The sequence below is a fragment of the Methylobacterium sp. genome, assembly GCF_028290105.1.
In the GTDB taxonomy this organism is placed as follows: domain Bacteria; phylum Pseudomonadota; class Alphaproteobacteria; order Rhizobiales; family Beijerinckiaceae; genus Methylobacterium.
In genome coordinates, this window is sequence record NZ_JAQGKL010000015.1 from 19,614 (window position 1) to 37,612 (window position 17,999).

Genomic DNA, 17,999 nt, shown 5'->3' on the forward strand with positions numbered 1-17,999 from the left:
GGGAGAGTCGAGGGCGTTCCTTCACCTTCGGGCGTATCGCGAGGACAGTGCGTATGGGTAGCGTTCCGGCGACGATGGACAATGTCGTTCCCTTCAGGCGCGCGGCCCGCCTTCCGCAGGCAGCTCCAATCGCGCCGCAGGCGAGCGTGGCGGCCCGGCGCAGCGAGCAGCGGGCGCTGATGGATGCGGTCTACGCGACCGGCAGCCTCTCGGTGGCAGCCGGCGACCGTGAGACCAAGCTGATCGCGGCTCGGCTCCAGGTCTACGGTTTCCTCCTCGTCGAGGAGATCGCGGCGGATGGCGCCCCACGGCGCCTGCGCCCGTCGGAAGCCATCCGAGCACGGACCGACTGTCCCTGGAGACTGTCGAAGGCCAGCTACGGGGCAGGGGCGAGCCTCGCCGTCACCATCCCGGCCGTGGACGGTTTCCTGTTCGAACAGCCGGCGGGACTGCCCGCTTAAGAGGGCGCCCGAAGTGCCGGCCCAGGCGCTGTGGCACCCGGGAGACATCGGCAATTTCCTCGCAAAGACCGGTGTCGCGGTCATCGAATTCTAAGCCGGGGCGTGAGACAAGCGAGTCTGTTCCACGCCCGGCCACACTGCCATGCTGACCGCCTCAGAAAACATCGTCATCCAGCACCGTGAGATCGTCGCCGTCCTGGCGACCTACGGGATATTTCTCACCGGCGTGATGACGGTGGCCTGGCTGATCGCCTGACCCGGCCCGAGGGTTCGGACGCTCCGTCGCGGGGCCGGAACCCGCCCGTTGCAAGCCCGTTCTTCGCCCGACCGTCCGGGAGAGAACCATGGCGCAACAGGCCGACGACCACGCCAAGACCTATGAGGCGTTCCGCGACGCCGTGAACATGACGGCCGCGAAGCTGGGAGCTTTTCTCGAGACCGAGGAAAGCCGTTCCGTGGGCCAGAAGGCGGAAGGCGGCGAGGCCACGGGCCACCGCGAGGGCCGGCGGATCGTCACGCTGCTGCGCACGAAGAAGTCCGACCTTACCGACGACGATTACGCGCACATGGCCAAGGTGGTCGGCTACGTCCACCGGCACCTGAAGCAGGGCGGCCCGTCGGAGACCGCCAAGGTGAAGGACTCGCCCTGGCGCCTGTCGCTGATGAACTGGGGCCACGATCCGCTGAAGGACGATTGAGTCGAGCCGGCACGGCAAAGCCGATGCGCTGCGCGAACGGGTGCAGGCGAACCGAACGCGTCACGGATGATTAGAAAAACCACCGGGGCCCGCTAAAGGGGCAAACCTGGTGGAGCTGAGCGGGATCGAACCGCTGACCTCCGCAGTGCGATTGCGGCGCTCTCCCATCTGAGCTACAGCCCCGTTCCGGGGTGGCGGCCTTTTAGGCTCGCGCGCGCCGACCTGTCAATTCCAGAAATCCTGCGGCTTTGCGTGCGCGTGATGCGCCCTGCGAGCGCGGGGCCACGAGGACTTCGTTTCCGCGCATGAACGCCTTCATCTGGCTCTTCGACACCGTCGTGCAGCTCTACATCTACGTCCTCATCGCCAGCGCCGTCCTGAGCTGGCTCGTGGCGTTCAACGTGGTGAACGTGCGCAATCCCATCGTGTCGCAGATCGGTGAGGTGCTCTATCGCCTGACCGAGCCGGTGCTGCGCCCGATCCGGAACATCCTGCCCAACCTCGGTGGCGTGGACCTGTCGCCGATCGTGCTGGTGCTGCTGCTCCTGTTCGCGAGCCGCCTGCTGCACGAATTCGTGCCCGTTCAGACCACCGTCTACACGCGCTGATCGCGAGCCGGTTCGGCGGACCGGTCCCGGTTCGCCGCGCCAAATCCGACCACAAGAAACGTGAGCCTCAGCGCCGTTCCAGGGACGCCCGAACCATGAAGACCAATCCCGGCCGCTTCTTCGAGGATTACCGCCTCGGGGAGACCATCCGCCATGCCACGCCCCGGACGGTGACGGAGGGGGATGTCGCCCTCTACACCGCACTCTACGGCCCGCGCTTCGCCGTGCAATCCTCGGATGCCTTCGCGCGCGCCATCGGCTATCCGCAGCGCCCGCTGGACGACCTGCTGACCTTCCACGTCGTCTTCGGCAAGACCGTGCCGGACATCTCGCTGAACGCGCTCGCCAATCTCGGCTACGCCGAGGGCGGCTTCCGCCGGCCGGTCTATGCGGGGGAGACCCTCTCCACGGTGTCGGAGGTCATCGGCCTCAAGGAGAGTTCGAACCGGCAGACCGGCGTGGTCTACGTGCGCTCCACCGGCTCGGATGCCGACGGCAAGACGGTGCTGAGCTATTGCCGCTGGGTGCTGGTGAAGAAGCGCGATCCCGAGGCGACCATCGCGCAGGAGCATGTGCCGACCTTCGCCAAGGTCGTGGACCCCGCCGATCTCGCCGCCGCCCTGCCGCCCCTCGATGCCGGCGCCTACGATCTCGAACTCGCCGGCTCGCCGCACCGCTTCTCCGACTACGTCGTCGGCGAGAAGATCGACCACGTCGACGGCATGACCGTGGAGGAGGCCGAGCACCAGATCGCCACGCGCCTGTTCCAGAACACCGCCAAGGTGCATTTCGACGCCTTCGCCACGAAGGACACCCGCTTCGGGCGTCGCCTGATCTATGGCGGACACGTCATCTCGCTGGCGCGTGCGCTGAGCTTCAACGGTCTGGCAAACGCCTTCGCACTCGCCGGCATCAACGCCGGGCGCCACGTCGCGCCGCTGTTTGCCGGCGACACCGTCTACGCCTGGAGCGAGGTGCTGGAGACCGCCGAACTGCCGGGCCGCACCGACATCGGTGCCCTGCGCCTGCGCACGGTCGCCACCAAGAACCAGCCCTGCGGCAACCACCCCGACAAGACCGGCGACGGCTACGATCCGTCGGTGATCCTCGACCTCGATTACTGGGCCTTCATGCCGCGCTGAGGGTCGCGCGCCGCCGGAACGATTCGGCGGCGCGAACGTCGGTCACCCACCCGAGAACAGGCCGGCCACCGCCCGCCGCAGCGGGTTGACGGGGTCGGAGAGCAGGCGAAGCGCCATCAGGCACGCGATCGTGACGAGGAGCGGCCGGATCAGCCGAGCCCCGAGCCGGATCGCCAGGCGCGATCCGACCTGCGCGCCGAGGATTGCGCCCACCGCCATCATCAGCCCGATCGGCCAGACCACGTGCCCGCTGATGGCGAAGAGCGCGAGGCTGCCGAGGTTGCTCGCCGCATTGGCGAGCTTGGTGTGCGCCGTGCCCTTGACCACCCCGAGCCCGAGCAGGGTGACGAAGCCGATCATGTAGAAGGCGCCGGCGCCCGGACCGAACACGCCGTCGTAGAAGCCGACGGCGGGGGCCCAGGTCAGGGCGAAGAGGTTCGGCGTGAACCGCGCGGCGGCGTCCTCGTTGCTCATCCGCTTGGCGGTGGCGAAGTAGATCGCGATGCCGACAAGTAGGAGCGGCACCGCCGCGTCGAGCACCGTACGCGGCAGCAGGCTGACGCAGAGGGCGCCCGCCACCGAGGCGAGACCGGCGCTGACGGCGATCTTCCAGGCATCCGGCCAGTGGATCAGCCGGCGCCGGGCGAAGGCCAGGGTCGAGGAGACCGCACCGGCGCTGCCCTGGAGCTTGTTGGTGGCGATGGCCGACACGGGATCGAGCCCGGACAGCAGCAGAGCGGGCAGGGTCAGCAATCCGCCGCCACCCGCGATCGCATCGACGCAGCCGGCGGCCAGCGAGACCGCGAAGAGACCCGCGATCAGGCCGATATCCACCCCGAAGATCATCCCGTCCCCTCGTCTCGGATCCAGTGAGACCGACTGGAGGCGGGTGCGGATGGGAGCCTGCGGCTCAGTTGCGGACGATGACCCGCGTGCCGACCTTGGCGCGGTCGTAGAGATCGACCACGTCCTTGTTGGTCATGCGGATGCAGCCCGACGAGACCGCGGCGCCCATGGTCTCGGGCTCGTTCGAACCGTGGATGCGGTAGAGCGAGGAGCCGAGATAGAGGGCGCGGGCGCCGAGAGGATTGTCCTGGCCGCCGGCCATGAAGCGCGGCAGATCGGGGCGGCGCGCCAGCATCTGCGACGGGGGCCGCCAATCCGGCCATTCCTTCTTCATGGTCACGTGCTTCTCGCCGGACCACGAGAATCCCTGGCGCCCGACGCCGACGCCGTAACGCACGGCCTCGCCGCCCCCCAGCACGTAGTAGAGCCGGCGCTGGCTCGTGGAGACCACGATGGTGCCGGGCTTCTCGGAGCCTTTCCAGGCCACCGTCGCGCGCGGGATCGCCTGCTCGCGAAAGATATTCATGAAGTCGGCGATCGGCCCGCTGTCGAACGGGTTGCCGGCCAGGGCCGGCCCGGCCGAAAAGGCCAGGGCCGCCGCGAAGGCGGATGCGGCGAGAACGCGGCGCGTCTGCATGGTCGTCTCCTCCTGCCGAAATAGACTCGGGCGGGCGCAAAGCCCACGAAAGTCATCAGGCTGATGGTCGGGACCGGGAGCCTTGGCGAGATGGGGGAGGGCGGTCAACCAAGCCGGTCACGAAGGTCGCCGCCCTGTGTGATCCCGGCAACGCATCCGCCTCGGCGCAGAACGGCGCCGCCGCCCCGCATCAGACACGATGCCGCAGGAACTTGTGGCGGGCATGTCGCGGCACCAGACTCTGATCCGTGACAAGCTTGGCAACCCACGGTCCGACGAAGGCCGTCTCTCCGGCACGGCTCGATGCCCTGCAGGCACCGCGTGCACCGCGTGGCATTCGCCGCATCGTCGGGACGTTCCTGACCCTGCTTCTCCTCGCCTGCACCCTGCTCCCGGCATTCGACGTCGCCAGCGCCAGCCCGCGCTCCGCCGAGGTCGAGGCGGTGCTCGCGCTATCCACGCTTCCGATCGCCCCCGATACGGGCACGAACGTCTCGACACTCGCGGTCGACACGGACGACGCCCCCGCGTGGGCGGACCTGCCGCGCCCCGCCGTGCTGCTCGCCCGAAACGCCGCCGCACCCATCGCGCCGCGCTTCATCGATGGGGTCGCGACGCCGGCTGGCTCGCCTCCCGAGCGGCCCCCACGCCCGGCCGCGATCGCCTGACCGGCGACGGGAGTCCCACATCCAGACGCGTCCGCTGACAAAATCCGTCGGCGCTCACGACTGATGTCGTCGGATTGCCAAGATCGTCCCTCACTTGGGTACGGCTGCAGACATTTCTTCACGAATCGACGACACGGTTCCAGCCCTGGAACCCACGCCCGTGTGCCTTGCCACGACGCAGCCTTCGCTGACCCGCCCGGGTCGCGATGCGGGCACGTTTGCCGGCCTGGCCCATCGCTTGCCGCGAAGCCGAGTCGATGGGGAACGCAGGAATGCGGGCCAAGACAACGGCGGTGCCGGCTCGCGCGGCAAACGCCACAGACCAGAATTTCGCAGGAGCGAAGCCATCGTGACGTCTCTCTCTACCCGCCTGTTCCGGACCCGGTCGACCGCCCTGGCCGCCGGCTTCGTGCTGGTCGCTCTGTCCGCCTGCAACCAGAAACAGCAGGCCGCCGCCCCCGTTCCCGGCCCGACGCCGGAAGTCGGCATCGTGACGGTTCGCGAGCAGCCGATCCCCTATGTCCGCGACCTGCCGGGCCGGGTCGCGCCGCTGCGCATCGCCGAAGTGCGCTCCCGCGTCTCGGGCCTCGTGATCAAGCGGACCTTCGAGCAGGGCAGCTTGGTCAAGGAGGGTGACCTTCTCTACAAGATCGATCCGGCCCCCTTCGAGGTCGATCTGCAGAGCGCCGAGGCCGCGCTCGCCCGCACGGAGGCCGCGCAGGTGCTGGCGGGCCAGCAGGCGGATCGCCTCGAGCAGCTGCTTTCGCGCCAGACCGCGAGCCAGGCCCAGTACGACAGCGCCTATGCGGGCCTCAAGCAGGCCCAGGCCGAGGTCGCGGGCGCCAAGGCGACGCGCGACCGGGCCAAGCTCAACCTCAGCTGGACGGACGTGCGCGCGCCGATCTCGGGCCGCATCGGCCGGGCGCTGCTCACCGAGGGCACCCTGGTGGACCAGGGCGGAACCTCGAACCTCGCCACCATCCAGCAGCTCGACCCGATCTACGTCGACATCACGCAGTCGGTGGGCGAACTGAACAAGCTGCGGCGGGATCTCGCCAGCGGCGAACTCTCGCGGCTCTCGGCCGACACCGCCAATGTCCACCTCATCATGGATGACGGCGCACTCTACGGCTCGGCCGGCAAGCTCCTGTTCTCCGACGTCACCGCCGATCCGAGCACCGGCCAGGTCACCCTGCGCGTGCTGTTCCCGAACCCGCATGACGAGCTTTTCCCCGGCATGTACGTGCGCGCCCGCATCAAGCAGGGCATCGACACCGACGCCCTCGCCGTGCCGCAGCAGGCGATCCAGCGGACCAGCGACGGCAAGGCCGAGGTTTGGGTGGTGCGCGAGGACGACACGGTGATGCTCCAGCCCGTGGAGGTCGGCCCGGTGGTCGATACCCAGTGGATCATTCGCTCCGGACTGAAGGCCGGCGACCGTGTGGTGGTGGAAGGCGTGCAAAAGATCGCCGCCGGCCAGCAGGTGAAGTCCGTCGAGATGAAGGTCGCCGTCGCCGACACGGGCCCGAAGCCCCGCGACACCGACACGCCCGAACCCGAGATGGAAGAGAAGCCCGGCACGCCGAACCCGGCCGTCCCCAATCCGGACGCGTCCAAGCCGGTTTCGTCCAAGCCGCCCTCGTCCAAGCCCGTCTCGCAGGTGCGCTGAACCATGGCCCGCTTCTTCATCGACCGGCCGGTCTTCGCCTGGGTCGTCGCGCTCTTCATCATCCTCGGCGGCGCGCTCTCGCTGCCGATGCTGCCGGTGGCGCAGTATCCGGTGATCGCGCCGCCCTCGATCGCGCTCTCGACCGCCTTCCCCGGCGCCTCCGTTGAGAGCCTCTACACGGGCACCACCCGGCTCATCGAGGACGAGCTGAACGGCGCGGCCAACATCATGAGCTTCGAGTCGACCACCGACTCCTTCGGCTCGATCAACATCACCGCGACCTTCCTGCCCGGCACCGACCCGGCCCTGGCCTCCGTGGAGGTGCAGAACCGGCTGAAGCGCGTCGAGGCGCGGCTTCCCTCGGAGGTGCGCCAGCAGGGCATCCTGGTGGAGGAGGCCTCCGCCGCGACCCTCAACATCATCACCCTCGTCTCCACCGACGGGAAGATGGACGAGATCGGGCTCGGCGACTTCCTGATCCGCAACGTCATCAACGAGATCCGGCGCGTGCCGGGCGTGGGCCGGGCCACGCTCTACTCGACGGAGCGCTCCCTGCGCGTCTGGGTCGATCCCGACAAGCTGCGCGGCCTCTCCCTGACGCCCGAGGACGTCACCGACGCGATCCGCAACCAGAACATCCAGATCGCCTCGGGCGCCGTCGGCGCGCAGCCGAGCCCGAGCAAGCACCCGGTCTTCGCGCCGATCATCGTCAAGGGACAGCTCAACACCGTCGAGGATTTCGGCGCGATCGTGCTGCGGGCGAATTCCGACGGGTCGAACGTGCGCCTGCGCGACGTGTCCCGGATCGAACTCGGCGGCGACGCCTACCAGTTCTCGACGCGGCTGAACGGCGGCGAGGCGGCGGGCATCTCGGTGACGCTGGCCCCGGACGGCAACGCCCTGGAGACGGCCAACGCCATCCGGGCCAAGATGGAGGAACTGTCGCAGTTCTTCCCGCCCGGCCTGAAGTGGGACATTCCCTACGACATCACCCCGGCCGTGAAGGCCTCGATCAAGAAGGTCATGATGACCCTCGTCGAGGCGGTGGTGCTCGTGTTCGTCGTGATGTTCCTGTTCCTCCAGAACATCCGCTACACCCTGATCCCGACCATCGTCGTGCCGATCGCCCTGATGGGGACGGTGACGGTGATGCTGCTCGCCGGGTTCTCGATCAACGTGCTGACCATGTTCGGCATGGTGCTCGCCATCGGTATCCTCGTCGACGACGCCATCGTGGTCGTCGAGAACGTCGAGCGCATCATGAACGAAGAAGGGCTTTCGCCGAAGGAGGCGACGCGCAAGGCCATGAGCCAGATCACCGGCGCGATCATCGGCATCACGCTGGTGCTCATCGCGGTGTTCATCCCGATGGCATTCTTCCCCGGCTCGGTGGGCATCATCTACCGGCAGTTCTCGATCGCCATGGTGACGTCGATCGGCTTCTCGGCGCTGCTTGCCCTGTCGCTGACGCCGGCCCTGTGCGCGACGCTGCTCAAGCCGGTGGAGAAGGGCCACGGCCATGCCAAGGGCGGCTTCTTCGGCTGGTTCAACAAGATCGTCGACCGCGAGACCGCGCGCTACGGGCGCGGCGTCGCCGGGCTGATCAAGCGCTCGGGCAAGGTCATGATGGTCTACCTCGCGCTGCTCGTCGGCGTCGGCCTCGCCTTCCTGCGCCTGCCCGAGGGCTTCCTTCCGGTGGAAGACCAGGGCTTCTTCACCGTCGACATTCAGACCCCGCCGGGTGCCTCGTTCAACCGCACGCAGACCGCCGTGCGCGAGGTGGAGCAATACCTCCTGGCCCAACCCGGCGTCGCCACGGTGACGATGCTGAACGGCTTCTCGTTCTCGGGGCAGGGCGCCAACCTGAGCCAGGCCTTCGTGACCCTGAAGCCGTGGTCCGAGCGCGATGCGTCGAATTCCGCGAACGCGCTCGTGGCCAACACCAACGCGGCGCTCGCCGGCTATCGGGACGCCATCATCGACGCCCAGGAGCCGCCGCCGGTGGACAACCTCGGCAACGCCGCCGGCTTCTCGTTCCGGCTCCAGGACCGGGCGCAGCGAGGCTACTCGGCGCTGACCGCCGCCGAGGCGCAGCTGCTGACCCTCGCCAAGAAAAGCCCCATCCTGCAGAAGATGAAGATCGAGGGCCTGCCCCCGACGCCGCAGGCCGAGCTGATCATCGACCGTGAGAAAGCGGCGGCGCTCGGTGTTCGGTTCGAGGACATCAACAGCACGATCCAGGTCAACCTGGGCTCGGTCTACACCAACGACTTCCCGAACCAGGGCAAGATGCAGCGCGTCTACGTCCAGGCCGAGCAGTTGCAGCGCATGCAGGCGCCGGACCTGCTGAACTACGGAGTGAAGAACGCCACCGGCACGATGGTGCCGATGTCCTCCTTCGCCGAGCTGAAATGGGGCGTCGGCCCGTCGCAGATCGTCGGCTTCAACGGCTACCAGTCGGTGCGTCTCACCGGCGAGCCGGCGGCGGGCTTCACCTCGGGCGACGCGCTCAACGAGATGGAGCGCCTGATGGCGCAATTGCCGAAGGGCTTCGGCCATGCCTGGACCGGGCAGTCGCTGCAGGAGAAGCAGGCGGGCAGCCAGGCCTCGCTTCTGCTCGGCCTCTCGATCCTGATCGTGTTCCTCTGCCTTGCCGCCCTCTACGAGAGCTGGTCGATCCCGTTCTCGGTGCTCCTCGTGATCCCGCTCGGCGTCATCGGGTCGGTGGCGGCGGTGTACCTGCGCGGGCTGCCCAACGACGTCTACTTCAAGATCGGCATCATCACGATCATCGGTCTCTCGGCCAAGAACGCGATCCTGATCGTGGAATTCGCCAAGGACTTGTGGAAGCCCGGCAAATCCCTGGTCGACGCCACCCTCGAGGCCTCGACCCTGCGCTTCCGCCCGATCGTCATGACCTCGCTCGCCTTCATCTTCGGCGTGGTGCCGCTGGCCATCGCCACGGGGGCGGCCTCGAAGAGCCAGCAGGCCATCGGCACCGGCGTGCTCGGCGGCATGATCTCGGCCACCATCCTGGCGGTGCTGTTCGTGCCGGTGTTTTTCGTGGTCGTGATGCGGCTCGTTCGCCGAAAGGACGCCGCCGAGGGCATTCGCGCCGAGGCCGAGCCGGGCGCCGTCCACGTGCCGCACCACGCGCCCGCGGAATAGGGGCCGAGGCCCGGCAGCGCGTCCGGACACTCTCGACCGGGCGTGGCGACGCAAAAAAGGGCGCGCGGTTCGCACCGAGCGCCCTTTCCGATGAGTCGACACCGTCGGAGAAGTTCACACCTCGCGGGAGATCATCATCTTCTTGATCTCGGCGATCGCCTTGGCCGGGTTCAGGCTCTTCGGGCAGGTGTTGGCGCAGTTCATGATCGTGTGGCAGCGATAGAGCCGGAAGGGATCGTGCAGGGCGTCGAGGCGCTCGCCGGTGTTCTCGTCGCGGCTGTCGATCAGCCAGCGATAGGCCTGGAGCAGGGCCGCCGGACCGAGGAAGCGGTCGCCGTTCCACCAGTAGCTCGGGCACGAGGTGGTGCAGCAGGCGCAGAGAATGCACTCGTAGAGGCCGTCGAGCTGCGCGCGATCCTCCGGCGTCTGCTTCCACTCGCCCTCGGGGGCGGGCGTCTCGGTCTGAAGCCAGGGCTCGATCGAGGCGTGCTGCGCGAAGAAATTCGTCAGGTCGGGCACGAGGTCCTTGAGCACCGGCATGTGCGGCAGCGGGTAGATCCGCACCGCACCGACCTTCTTGCCCTTGGCGTGCTCCTGGCACTCGTCGATGCCCATCGTGCAGGCCAGCGCGTTCTGGCCCTCGATGTTCATGGCGCAGGACCCGCAGATGCCCTCACGGCAGGAGCGGCGGAAGACCAGTGTCGAATCGACCTTGCTCTTGATCCAGAGCAGGGCGTCGAGGACCATCGGGCCGCAATCGTCACGGTCGACCTGATAGACGTCGACGCGCGGATTCTTCCCGTCGTCGGGATTCCAGCGATAGATCCGGAATTCCTGCAGGTTGTTGGCGCCGGTCGGCCGAGGCCAGGTCTCGCCCTCGGTGATCTGGGAATTCTTGGGAAGGTTGAACTGGGCCATGGGGCCTACTCTTTCCGGGCGAAGTCGAGGGCGCGCAGCCGGAGCCGGTCCGCCTCTATGGTCAGGATTGCGCCGGAGAGCAGATCTGCTTCCGCGCGGGCGAGGGCCTGGACGACCAGCGGGCCGATCCGGGCGGAGAGGGTCGTATCGGTGCGAAGCTCGACGACACTTGGACGGGCCGCGCACGACATCGCCAGCAAGGTCCCGAAATCGAGATCGTTGGTGACGACGATGCGGTCGGCGCCGCGCGCCCAGTCGATGATCCGATCATCGGTGGCATCCGCCGGACCCACAGCGGACCAGTGCAACGCGTCGTGCCCGGCCCGCTGAAGGCAATCGACCCAGTCCGTCGAGAGGTTCATGTCGATCACGAACCTCACGCCGCCGGCTCAAGGTCGATCTCGCGCTCCTGGGCGAGCCAAGCGCCGTAGCGCATGGCCTCGAGCACGTCGTCCCGCTCCAGATAGGGGTAGGCAGCGAGCAACTCGTCGATGCCGACGCCCGATCCGAGGTTGGACAGGATCATGCCGACCGTCACCCGCATCCCCCGGATACAGGCCTTGCCGCCCATGATGGACGGATTGCGCGTGATCCGGAGGAAAGCGCTCATGGTGACGAACTCTCGCTGGGTCTGCCTTCAGTACACGCGCGCCTTCGGCTCGATGTACTGGATCTCGTTCGACATCGTGTAGGTATGGACGGGACGGTAATCGATGCTGACCTGCTTCGACGTATCGTCCATCCATGCGAGCGTGTGCTTCATCCACTCCTTGTCGTCGCGGTCGGGGAAGTCCTCGCGGGCGTGCGCCCCGCGGCTTTCCTTGCGGTTGGCCGCCGATTCCATGGTGACGACGGCCTGACCGATCAGGTTGTCGAATTCCAGGGTTTCGAGGAGATCCGTGTTCCAGATCAGCGAACGGTCGTTGACGTGGATGTCCGCCAGACCGGAGGCAACCTTGTGGATGAGGGCCTTGCCCTCTTCCAGAACCTCGCCCGTGCGGAAGACGGCGCAGTTGTTCTGCATGGTCTTCTGCATCTCGGCGCGCAGGTCCGCCGTCGGGGTGCCGCCATTGGCATAGCGGAAGCGGTCGAGCCGGCCGAGCGCCTTGTCGGCCGAGTCCTTCGGCAGGTCCATCTGGCGGGCGCCCGCCTCGACGATCTCGGCGCAGCGCAGGCCCGCCGCGCGGCCGAACACCACGAGGTCGATGAGCGAGTTCGAGCCCAGGCGATTGGCGCCGTGCACCGAGACGCAGGCCGCCTCGCCGAGCGCCATCAGGCCCGGCACCACTGTGTCGGGGTTGCCGTTCTTCAGGGTGAGCACCTCGCCGTGATAGTTCGTCGGGATGCCGCCCATGTTGTAGTGCACCGTCGGCAGCACCGGGATCGGCTCCTTGGTGACGTCGACGCCCGCGAAGATCTTGGCCGATTCCGAGATGCCCGGCAGGCGCTGGTGCAGGATCGCCGGGTCGAGGTGGTCGAGGTGCAGGTAGATGTGGTCGCTGCTTTTTCCCACGCCGCGTCCGGCGCGGATCTCCATGGTCATCGAGCGGGAGACCACGTCGCGGGAGGCCAGATCCTTGGCCGACGGCGCATAGCGCTCCATGAAGCGCTCGCCCTCGGAATTGGTCAGGTAGCCGCCCTCGCCGCGCGCGCCCTCGGTGATGAGGCAGCCGGCGCCGTAGATGCCGGTGGGGTGGAACTGCACGAACTCCATGTCCTGCAGGGGCAGGCCGGCGCGCAGCACCATGGCGTTGCCGTCGCCCGTGCAGGTATGGGCCGAGGTCGCCGAGAAGTAGGAGCGCCCGTAGCCGCCGGTGGCCAGGATCGTCTGCTGGGCGCGGAAGCGGTGGATCTCACCCGTGGCCTGGTCGATGGCAATGACGCCGAGGCAGCGGCCGTCCTCGTCCATGATGAGGTCGAGGGCGAAGTACTCGATGAAGAAGTTGGTGTGGTTCTTCACCGCCTGCCCGTAGAGGGTGTGCAGCATGGCGTGGCCGGTACGGTCGGCCGCCGCGCAGGTGCGCTGGGCGGTGCCCTTGCCGTAATCCGTAGTCATGCCGCCGAAGGGCCGCTGGTAGATCTTGCCCTCCTCGGTGCGCGAGAACGGCACGCCCCAATGCTCGAGCTCGTAGACGGCGGCCGGCGCGTTGCGCACGAGGTACTCGATGGCATCCTGGTCACCGAGCCAGTCCGACCCCTTCACGGTGTCGTACATGTGCCAGCGCCAATCATCCGGGCCCATGTTGCCGAGCGAGGCCGAGATGCCGCCCTGCGCCGCCACGGTGTGCGAGCGGGTGGGAAACACCTTGGAGATGCAGGCGGTGCGCAGGCCAGCCTGGCTGCAGCCCACCGTGGCGCGCAGGCCCGCGCCGCCGGCACCGACCACCACCACGTCGAAGGTGTGATCGTTGATCGTGTAGGCGGGGGCGCCGTTGGTTCCGTTGCTGGCCATGAGTTCAAGTCCTTCAGGCGTCTCGGAGGCGGGGAGGGTCAGACCAGTCGGGCGAGGCTCACGCGAAGGATCGCGTAGAGGCAGGCGACGGCGACGATCACCGCGTAGAAATTGTTGGCGAAGAAGGCCGCGAGCTTCAGTCCCTTGTCGTGGACGTAATCCTCGATGATGACCTGCATGCCGATCCTCATGTGGAGCGTGACCGAGATCACGGCGAGGATCAGGATGAGCGCAACCGCCGGGTGCGACATCAGGGCGACCGCCTCGGGGTAGGGGCGGTTGGCCATCAGCGCGACGACGACCACGAAGGCGACCATCAGGGGAGCGTTGGACGCGGCGGTGAGACGCTGCATCCACCAGTGGCTGGCGCCGTGCCCGGAGGCGCCGAGGCCCTTCACCCGGGCGCGCGGCGTGCGCATGGTGACGTTGGTGTTCTGGCGATTGTCGACCATCGGTGCCGCTCCTCAGCGCAGGGTGAGGGCGAGCGCCCAGATCAGGACGGTCAGGATCACGGAGCCGATCAGCGTGCCGCGGGCGAGCCACAGGCGGCGCTCACGATCGAGGCCGTGCCCGAAATCCCAGATGAAGTGGCGCAGGCCCCCGAGCATGTGGTGCATCAGGATCCAGGTGTAGGCGAACAGGACCAGGCGCCCGAGGATCGAGCCGAAGAACCAGGAGACGGTGCCGTAGGCGGCGGGCCCCGAGGCGAGGGCCACCAGCCAGATCGCCACCAGGGCCGAGCCGCCATAGAGGGCCGTGCCGGTGATGCGGTGGAAGACCGACATCGCCATGGTCCAGGTCCAGCGGTAGATCTGGAGATGGGGCGAGAGCGGCTGGGCGACCGTGGGGCGGACGGTTGGGGCCATCGGGCGTGAGGTCCTCGAAAGGAAGCGACATCCCTTTTGAGACGTCGGCAAGAAAAATTTGGATCGTCTCTAAAGTGCTAGCGAGCAGGCGCCAATGCGCAAGCCCGCTTCGCCGCAGCGCACATGCGACACACGCGCCAGATCGTCATTCCGTCGTTCATCGCTCACGGCAGCCATCCCAGGCCGCGCCACCAGAGGTAATCCAGCGGCGTGACCACGAGGAGCGAGGCGAGGCCGGTCGCGAGGGTGAGCTTCGTCGCCGCGCGCAGCGGGACCTTCCCGAGGTCGATCGCGACCACGATGGGGGGCGCCTGATAGGGCAGGAACAGGGTCGAGTAGCCGACGACCTGGACCATCACCACCGCCATCAGGTCGAGACCGCTGGCCCGCGCCATCTCGCCGGCGAGCGCCGTGTAGAGGGCCGGCGCGCCGTTGGCGGTGACCGCCAGGGTGAGGATCGTCGCGAGCCCCGTCAGGATTCCGAAATTGGTGGCGGGTGCATCCGGGGTCAGCGGCGCGACGTGAAGAAGGGCGTGCCCGAGGCGCGCGCCGAGGCCGGTCTCGTTGACCGTGGCGACGAGGCCGAGCAGGGCGGCGACGTAGAAGCAGGTGCGCAGGTTCACCGCCCCGAAGGCTTCGGCCGGCAGGACGCCGATGCGCGGCATCAGGCAGATCAGCGCGGCGACGAGCCCGATCCAGGCGGGTGCGATGCCGTGGAGGCTGTCGGTGACCCAGAAGGCCAGCGTCATGAACAGGATCACCGCGAGCCGGACGGCCTCCGGGCGCAGGGGCTCCTTCACGAGCGCGGCCCCGTTCTCGCCGTGGTCGAGCCGGTCCGGAAACAAACGGACGATCGCCAGGATCAGGATCGCGCCCTTCACGAACGCCAGCACCGGCGCGTGCAGGAGGAGGTAGGGCAGGTAGGCGATGTGCAGGCCGTATTGCGTCTCGGCCGTGCCCGCCATGACGAGATTCGGCACGTTGGCGGGCAGGATGGCGGCGGAGAGCAGGGGCGTGGCGAGCCCCACCGCTAGGACGGCCCCGTGCCGGCCGGGACGGCCCGAGCCGAGGCCGAAGGCGTCGCAGAGGGCGAGCACCACCGGGACGAGGAGCGCGATGCGCCCGAGATTCGACGGCATCACCAGGGCGAGCGCGAAGGACAGGGCGACGATGCCGGCGATGAAGACCGGATAGGAGGCCGAGAGGTGGCCGGACAGGCTTCGCGCCAGACGGTCGCCGAGACCGGTGCGGGTCATGGCGAGCCCCACCACCATGCCGCTGAGAACCAGCCAGAAGGCCGAGGAGGCGAACCCTGAGAAGACCACCGCCGGCGGGGCCAGCCGGAACAGCATCGCCCCGGAGAAGAACAGCATCACGGTGACGATCTCGGCCACCGCCCCGCTGGCCCAGAGGCCCATGCAGAGCACGAGCAGGAGCGCGGTCACCGCGACCGTCGCCTCCCCGTCCATGAGTGCCCCTGCCGGCATCGCCCGAATCGACCCTCGTCTCGCGACGGGACATTGGTCCTAGATTGGAGCGGTTCGCAATTCGGAGTTTTCCCAACCAGCCTTCGCCGGCCGCGAAGGCTCAGAAGCGTGCCGGATCGAGCTCGAAGGTCGGCGGCAGGGCCTCGAACCATTCGCCGTAATAAGGATCGCGCGGCAGCTTGACCGCCCAGCGTTCGCGGAAGCGCTGGTGCTCGGCCGGATCGACGGTGCGGGCCCGGTTGCGGCTCTCGTAATGATAGAGGCTCGCCTGGGCGCAGTAGACGATGCGCAGGCCACGGTCCCACAGGCGCAGGCAGAGGTCGACGTCGTTGTAGTTGACCGCAAAGTTCTCGTCGAAGCCGCCCACCGCTTCGAAATCGGCGCGCCTCACCATCACGCAGGCGCCCGTGACCGCGAGATAGTTGCGGTTGCTGACGGTGGAGAAGAAGTGACCCGGATCGTCACCCGGATAGCCCCGCCGCACGTGATCCGGCGTGGCGTCGACGACCGAGACGCCGGCATGCTGGATCTCGCCGGTCTCGAACAGGAGCTTGGGCCCGACCGCGCCGACACCCGGAACCTGCAGCAGCGCCAGCATCGCCTCGATCCAGTCGGGGGTGATCACCGCGATGTCGTCGTTGAGGAAGATCAGCACGTCCCCGCCCGCCGCCCCGGCGCCGAGGTTCATCTTGGCCGCCACGTTGAAGACCGGCTCGGCGTAGGTCACGCGCCGGGCTGCGTGGCGCTCCAGCGCCGCCTGCGTGCCGGGCCGCAGGTCGCCGTTGTCGACGACGACGAACTCGATGGCCTCGTAGGTGCTCAGTGCCCGAACGCTGTCGAGGCAGGCGGCCAGCAGGTCGACCGACCTGCCGCCGACGACGCTGTCGCGGCCCGCGCTCGGGATCACGATCGAGACCAGCGGCCGATCCTTGAGCTTGCGGCGCAGTTCGAAGCAGCCCTTGAAGGGGCTGGAGCGCACGAAATCGAGCTCGCCCGTGCGTCGGGCCCGGTCTTCGAGTCCCCGGATCGCGGCGGCGATGACGTAGTCCTTGTTGTCCATGGTCTGGGCGGTGGAGCCCGGAATCGCGCGCCAGTGATAGAGCACCTTGGGCACATGCACGACGTTGCGGACGTGCTCAGTGTAGCGCAGGGCGAAGTCGTAATCCTGCGCGCCGTTGCAGACGTCGCGAAAGCCGCCGATGCGGGCGACGATGTCCATGCGGTAGAGCGCCAGATGCGCGGTGTACATGCAGGCCTCGAGGGCCTCGGGCGACCAGTCCGGCTTGAAGAACGGGTCGTAGCGCACCCCGTCGATCGAGATCTTGTCCTCGTCCGAGTAAATGAAATCGACGTTCGGATCGGCGTTGAGGATCCGGACGAATTCGTAGAGCGCGTTGTCGGGGATCACGTCGTCGTGGTCCATCAGCGTCATGTGGCTGCCCGTGGCGAGCGCCATGGCGTCGTTCGAGGCGGCCGAGATGCGCCCGTTGGTCGAGCGGCGGTGCAGCCTGATGCGGGGATCGGTGGCCGCACAGGCCTGGAGCATCGGCCAGACATGGGCGTCCGACGAGTTGTCGTCGCAGAGGCAGAGCTCCCAATCCTCGTAGGCCTGATTTCGGACCGAGGCGATCGCGGCCTCCAGCCAGCGCCTGGGCGTGTTGTAGACCGGCATGACGATGGAGATGCGGGGCCGCGACGCAAAGCCGGCGATCTCGGCGCGCATCTCGGCCACCGTCCGTCGCGCGGGCGTCTCCACCGCGTCGATCCAGGCGGTGTAGGAGGCGGGGACCGGGCGTGGCCGGGCGCTGGAAAAGAAGTCGTTCCAGAGTTCAGCGGGGCCCTTCGCCCGCGCGAGGGCGGCGATGCGGGAGAGGACGCGGCCGGGGGTGCGCTCGCCCGGGTCGAGGCGCGCGACGAGGCGCCCGGCGATCTCGGAGACCGCACCGATGGCGCCGAGATACGTGAGGTCGACATGGCCGAGGCGGAAGCGGCCGGGACCGTTCATGGGATCGAGGCGCAGGCCCCGGACGCGGCGGGGCAGGCGCACGAGATTGTCGATGCCCGACCCGTCGAGTTCGAGGGGAATCGTCAGCGTCTCGCGAAAGCCCTTGCCGTCATCGACGTAGAGCAGCGGCGTCAGCTTCGTGCGCCCGAGCGCACTCAGGTCGGCGCGGATGCGGACCCAGCCGCCGCGATGGCGTTTGCGACCTTCGGGCGGCCAGAGCCGGAAATGCGGGTCGCCCCCCGTCGCACGCCAGGTGTCGGCGGCGCCGTCCGCCTCGATCTGGCCGGCGGGGGCGAGGCGGCAACGGAGGGTGCGACGCAAACCCGGGTCCTCGTGAGTGCCGGCGCGCGGAGGGCCGTGCCTGCCGGACGGGG

The 17,999-nt window shown here is 68.1% G+C and carries 17 protein-coding genes and 1 tRNA gene; 7 read left to right on the forward strand and 11 right to left on the reverse strand.

Translation table 11 applies throughout. The features are described 5' to 3' along the window. Window positions 1-53 precede the first annotated feature (53 nt). Both JWQ05_RS01030 and JWQ05_RS01035 read left to right on the forward strand, forming a co-directional pair. Complete coding sequence (locus JWQ05_RS01030) at window positions 54-461, forward strand: hypothetical protein (RefSeq protein ID WP_299653091.1); 408 nt, start codon at window positions 54-56, stop codon at window positions 459-461. 344 nt (window positions 462-805) lie between these two features. Continuing rightward, window positions 806-1,159 carry a DUF3140 domain-containing protein gene (locus tag JWQ05_RS01035; protein ID WP_299653094.1) on the forward strand — a complete coding sequence of 118 codons (354 nt, stop codon included), beginning with the start codon at window positions 806-808 and terminating at the stop codon, window positions 1,157-1,159. A 107-nt stretch (window positions 1,160-1,266) separates the two neighbouring features. Here JWQ05_RS01035 and JWQ05_RS01040 read toward each other — a convergent pair. After that, window positions 1,267-1,342 (reverse strand) — tRNA-Ala (locus JWQ05_RS01040). A 122-nt stretch (window positions 1,343-1,464) separates the two neighbouring features. Between JWQ05_RS01040 and JWQ05_RS01045 the strand changes: the two genes are divergently transcribed. Further along, the gene (locus JWQ05_RS01045; RefSeq protein ID WP_264045331.1) at window positions 1,465-1,767 is read left to right on the forward strand and encodes a YggT family protein; all 303 of its coding nucleotides are present in this window, start codon (window positions 1,465-1,467) and stop codon (window positions 1,765-1,767) included. A gap of 95 nt (window positions 1,768-1,862) precedes the next feature. Then, window positions 1,863-2,909 (forward strand): MaoC family dehydratase, encoded by a 1,047-nt coding sequence (locus JWQ05_RS01050; protein WP_299653100.1) that lies wholly within the window; start codon window positions 1,863-1,865, stop codon window positions 2,907-2,909. A gap of 42 nt (window positions 2,910-2,951) precedes the next feature. On the opposite strand, the gene JWQ05_RS01055 is transcribed toward JWQ05_RS01050, so the two are convergent. Both JWQ05_RS01055 and JWQ05_RS01060 read right to left on the reverse strand, forming a co-directional pair. Next, entirely contained in the window at window positions 2,952-3,755 is an 804-nt protein-coding gene (locus JWQ05_RS01055) for a TSUP family transporter (RefSeq protein ID WP_299653103.1), read from the reverse strand. A 64-nt stretch (window positions 3,756-3,819) separates the two neighbouring features. Beyond that, window positions 3,820-4,392, reverse strand: a complete 573-nt coding sequence (locus tag JWQ05_RS01060; RefSeq protein WP_299653106.1) for a L,D-transpeptidase — start codon at window positions 4,390-4,392, stop codon at window positions 3,820-3,822. A gap of 257 nt (window positions 4,393-4,649) precedes the next feature. Between JWQ05_RS01060 and JWQ05_RS01065 the strand changes: the two genes are divergently transcribed. The 3 genes from JWQ05_RS01065 (at window position 4,650) to JWQ05_RS01075 (ending at window position 9,897) form a co-directional block, all read left to right on the forward strand. Next, window positions 4,650-5,060 (forward strand): hypothetical protein, encoded by a 411-nt coding sequence (locus JWQ05_RS01065; protein WP_299653109.1) that lies wholly within the window; start codon window positions 4,650-4,652, stop codon window positions 5,058-5,060. Between the two features lie 349 nt (window positions 5,061-5,409). Continuing rightward, a complete protein-coding gene (locus JWQ05_RS01070) occupies window positions 5,410-6,729 on the forward strand; it encodes an efflux RND transporter periplasmic adaptor subunit (protein ID WP_299653112.1) in 1,320 nt (439 codons plus the stop codon). A gap of 3 nt (window positions 6,730-6,732) precedes the next feature. Then, window positions 6,733-9,897 carry a multidrug efflux RND transporter permease subunit gene (locus JWQ05_RS01075; RefSeq protein WP_299653115.1) on the forward strand — a complete coding sequence of 1,055 codons (3,165 nt, stop codon included), beginning with the start codon at window positions 6,733-6,735 and terminating at the stop codon, window positions 9,895-9,897. A gap of 114 nt (window positions 9,898-10,011) precedes the next feature. Here JWQ05_RS01075 and JWQ05_RS01080 read toward each other — a convergent pair whose 3' ends face one another. From JWQ05_RS01080 to JWQ05_RS01115, 8 genes are all read right to left on the reverse strand, one after another. Next, complete coding sequence (locus tag JWQ05_RS01080) at window positions 10,012-10,815, reverse strand: succinate dehydrogenase iron-sulfur subunit (RefSeq protein ID WP_299653118.1); 804 nt, start codon at window positions 10,813-10,815, stop codon at window positions 10,012-10,014. A 5-nt stretch (window positions 10,816-10,820) separates the two neighbouring features. Next, on the reverse strand, window positions 10,821-11,195 hold the full coding sequence (locus tag JWQ05_RS01085) for a DUF5615 family PIN-like protein (RefSeq protein WP_299653121.1): 375 nt from the start codon (window positions 11,193-11,195) through the stop codon (window positions 10,821-10,823). Continuing rightward, window positions 11,192-11,425, reverse strand: a complete 234-nt coding sequence (locus JWQ05_RS01090) for a DUF433 domain-containing protein (protein WP_299653124.1) — start codon at window positions 11,423-11,425, stop codon at window positions 11,192-11,194. Before JWQ05_RS01090 ends, JWQ05_RS01085 begins: the two co-directional genes overlap by 4 nt. Window positions 11,426-11,452: 27 nt before the next feature. Then, window positions 11,453-13,267: a succinate dehydrogenase flavoprotein subunit gene (gene sdhA, locus JWQ05_RS01095; RefSeq protein ID WP_299653127.1), complete on the reverse strand. Its 1,815-nt coding sequence runs from the start codon at window positions 13,265-13,267 to the stop codon at window positions 11,453-11,455. Between the two features lie 38 nt (window positions 13,268-13,305). Further along, window positions 13,306-13,719, reverse strand: a complete 414-nt coding sequence (gene sdhD / locus JWQ05_RS01100) for a succinate dehydrogenase, hydrophobic membrane anchor protein (protein WP_299653130.1) — start codon at window positions 13,717-13,719, stop codon at window positions 13,306-13,308. A 12-nt stretch (window positions 13,720-13,731) separates the two neighbouring features. Further along, entirely contained in the window at window positions 13,732-14,133 is a 402-nt protein-coding gene (gene sdhC / locus JWQ05_RS01105) for a succinate dehydrogenase, cytochrome b556 subunit (RefSeq protein WP_299653133.1), read from the reverse strand. Between the two features lie 164 nt (window positions 14,134-14,297). Beyond that, window positions 14,298-15,629 (reverse strand): SLC13 family permease, encoded by a 1,332-nt coding sequence (locus tag JWQ05_RS01110; RefSeq protein WP_366944536.1) that lies wholly within the window; start codon window positions 15,627-15,629, stop codon window positions 14,298-14,300. 91 nt (window positions 15,630-15,720) lie between these two features. Beyond that, on the reverse strand, window positions 15,721-17,946 hold the full coding sequence (locus tag JWQ05_RS01115; RefSeq protein ID WP_299653139.1) for a glycosyltransferase family 2 protein: 2,226 nt from the start codon (window positions 17,944-17,946) through the stop codon (window positions 15,721-15,723). Between the last annotated feature and the right edge of the window lie 53 nt (window positions 17,947-17,999).

Bases quoted from the DNA above. Each gene is read 5' to 3' on its own strand.
- JWQ05_RS01050 (WP_299653100.1), top strand. From the start codon at position 1,863: ATGAAGACCAATCCCGGCCGCTTCTTCGAGGATTACCGCCTCGGGGAG.
- JWQ05_RS01030 (WP_299653091.1), top strand. From the start codon at position 54: ATGGGTAGCGTTCCGGCGACGATGGACAATGTCGTTCCCTTCAGGCGC.
- JWQ05_RS01060 (WP_299653106.1), bottom strand. From the start codon at position 4,392: ATGCAGACGCGCCGCGTTCTCGCCGCATCCGCCTTCGCGGCGGCCCTG.
- JWQ05_RS01080 (WP_299653118.1), bottom strand. From the start codon at position 10,815: ATGGCCCAGTTCAACCTTCCCAAGAATTCCCAGATCACCGAGGGCGAG.
- JWQ05_RS01075 (WP_299653115.1), top strand. From the start codon at position 6,733: ATGGCCCGCTTCTTCATCGACCGGCCGGTCTTCGCCTGGGTCGTCGCG.
- JWQ05_RS01045 (WP_264045331.1), top strand. From the start codon at position 1,465: ATGAACGCCTTCATCTGGCTCTTCGACACCGTCGTGCAGCTCTACATC.
- JWQ05_RS01090 (WP_299653124.1), bottom strand. From the start codon at position 11,425: ATGAGCGCTTTCCTCCGGATCACGCGCAATCCGTCCATCATGGGCGGC.
- JWQ05_RS01055 (WP_299653103.1), bottom strand. From the start codon at position 3,755: ATGATCTTCGGGGTGGATATCGGCCTGATCGCGGGTCTCTTCGCGGTC.
- JWQ05_RS01035 (WP_299653094.1), top strand. From the start codon at position 806: ATGGCGCAACAGGCCGACGACCACGCCAAGACCTATGAGGCGTTCCGC.
- sdhD (WP_299653130.1), bottom strand. From the start codon at position 13,719: ATGGTCGACAATCGCCAGAACACCAACGTCACCATGCGCACGCCGCGC.
- sdhA (WP_299653127.1), bottom strand. From the start codon at position 13,267: ATGGCCAGCAACGGAACCAACGGCGCCCCCGCCTACACGATCAACGAT.
- sdhC (WP_299653133.1), bottom strand. From the start codon at position 14,133: ATGGCCCCAACCGTCCGCCCCACGGTCGCCCAGCCGCTCTCGCCCCAT.